Source organism: Peptostreptococcus sp. (genome assembly GCF_977045075.1).
The window spans coordinates 1-2,691 of the sequence record NZ_CDRRTB010000136.1 but is presented as its reverse complement, the minus strand read 5'-3'; the positions used below and the strand labels follow the sequence as shown (position 1 = coordinate 2,691).

1 protein-coding gene is annotated in these 2,691 nt (G+C 39.8%); it reads left to right on the top strand.

Annotated features, from left to right (window positions below):
- The coding region (locus ACW6OJ_RS07955; protein ID WP_456096264.1) for a PolC-type DNA polymerase III at positions 1-2,691 on the top strand (2,691 nt) is incomplete at both ends.

Here is a 2,691-nt window from a genome sequence, read left to right as displayed (position 1 = left end):
GGGTCGAGCTTCATGCCCATACCAAGATGTCAGCCATGGACTCTGTAGTCAGCGTAAAGAACCTTATAAACAAGGCGATAGAATGGGGCCACAAGGCAGTTGCAATTACTGACCACGGCGTGGTTCAAGCCTTTCCAGATGCTATGAATGCGTCTAAGGGTAAGGATATAAAAGTAATATATGGGGTTGAGGCTTACCTAGTCGATGATGACCTAGATATAGTACAAAATCCCAATGAGAGAGATTTTAACCAAAGGTTTGTAGTTTTTGATATAGAGACTACAGGATTTTCAGTTACAGGTGATAATATAACGGAAATTGGAGCAGTTTTACTGGAGGACGGACAAATAAAAGACAGGTTTTCGACCTTTGTTAATCCAAGAATGGACATACCATATGAGGTCCAAGAACTTACAAATATTACAAATGATATGGTAGAAGATGCACCGCCTATAGAAGAAGCTCTAAAAAAATTTATGGACTTTGCCAGGGACTCTATCCTAGTCGCCCATAATGCAGACTTTGACACTGGATTTATTGCTCAGAAGTGCAGTCAAGTTGGATTAGACTACAAACATGAAAAGATAGACACACTTTTACTTGCTCGAGTCTTGATGCCAGATATGAAGAGGTTTGGTTTGGATAGACTAGCCAAGGCCCTAGCCATTAACCTGAGTGGTCATCATAGGGCTGTAAATGATGCTGAGGCAACTGCCCAAATATTCCTCAGATTTATTAGCATGATGAAAAAAGATGGTGTGGAAAAACTTTCAGACATAAATAAGGTCTATGGAAAGATAGACCATACAAAGCTGAGACCAAGCCATGCAACAATATATGCACAAAATTACCTAGGTTTAAGACATCTCTATGAATTAATCAGTGATTCCCACTTAAACCATTTCTACAGGCAACCCCTAATGCTAAAGAGCCTAGTTAAGCAAAAGCGTGAAGGCCTAATAATAGGTAGTGCTTGTTCAAGTGGTGAAGTTTTTTCTGGTGTACAAAAAAATAAGACCAAGGAGGAAATGGAAAAAATCTTAGACTTCTATGACTTTATTGAAGTTATGCCCTTAGACAACCTTAAATACCTAGTTGAATCTGGAGAAATTAAGACTTTTGAAGAAATAAAAGCTATAAATAAAAAACTAGTTGCCCTTGGTGATGCCTATGGTAAGCCTGTAGTTGCTACTGGTGATGTACATACACTTGAACCACATGAAAGACTATATAGGAGTGTACTTAAGTATTCACAGATACCTAAATACAAAAAGAATATAGAAAGTCTTCATTTCAGGACTACTGATGAGATGCTGGAGGAGTTTGCCTACTTAGGTGAGGAGACTGCCTATAGGGTGGTAGTAGAAAACTCAAATAAGATAGCCGATATGTTTGAAGATATAAGGCCAATACCTGATGAGACGTATGCCCCTGTTATAGAGGGGTCTAAGGAAGAACTAAGGAGAATGTGTTTTGATAAGGCAGAGAGAATCTATGGTTATCCATTGCCTGAAATAGTTGAGAAGAGGCTTAATAGGGAGCTAGACTCAATTATAGGTAATGGATATGCTGTTATGTATATTATAGCCAACAAGCTAGTTGCCAAGTCCCTATCTGATGGCTATCTAGTTGGATCAAGGGGGTCAGTTGGATCTTCTTTTGCTGCAACGATGAGTGACATTACAGAGGTAAATCCATTACCTGCCCACTATATTTGTCCAAATGAGGATTGTAAGTACTCGGAATTTTTTGGTATTGGTGAGTATGGTTCAGGTATAGACCTACCAGACAAGAAGTGTCCTAGGTGTGGAAGTCAGTTGATAAAGGAGGGACAGGATATACCTTTTGAGGTATTCCTTGGCTTTGAGGGTGATAAGGAACCTGATATTGACTTGAATTTCTCAGGTACCTACCAGCCAACTATCCATAAGTACACAGAGGAGTTATTTGGTGAAGGCTTTACCTTTAGGGCTGGTACAATTGGTACTGTCCAGGAAAAAACCGCATTTGGATACGTTAGGAATTTTTCTAAGGACAACCACTTAGACCTAACTAATGCTGAAATGACCTGGCTTACAAAGGGTTGTACGGAGGTTAAAAGGACTTCTGGCCAACACCCTGGAGGTGTAATGGTAATACCACACTACAAGAATGTTCATGATTTCACACCAGTACAGTATCCAGCCAATGATAAATCTTCTGGTGTAATCACAACCCATTTCGACTATCATTCAATAAGTGGTAGAATTTTGAAGTTAGATATTCTAGGACACGACGGTCCTACAATAATCAGGATGCTAGAGGATATGACTGGTATTAAGATAACTGATATCCCCCTTGATGACCCAGCTACCATGTCCCTATTTACTTCCACAAGGGCCCTGGGTATAGAGCCTGAGGATATAGATGGTACTACGGTAGGGTCTATGGCCATACCTGAATTTGGAACAAAGTTTACGAGACAAATGCTGGTTGATACAAAACCTACAACCTTTGCTGAATTGGTCAGGATCGCTGGACTTTCCCATGGGACAGACGTTTGGCTAAATAATGCTCAAGACTTGGTTAGGGCTAATGTTGTAGGTCTAAAGGAGGTTATTTCAACCCGTGACGACATAATGAACTACCTTATATTTATGGGTCTTAAACCAAAAATGGCCTTTACTATAATGGAGAGTGTTAGAAAGGGTA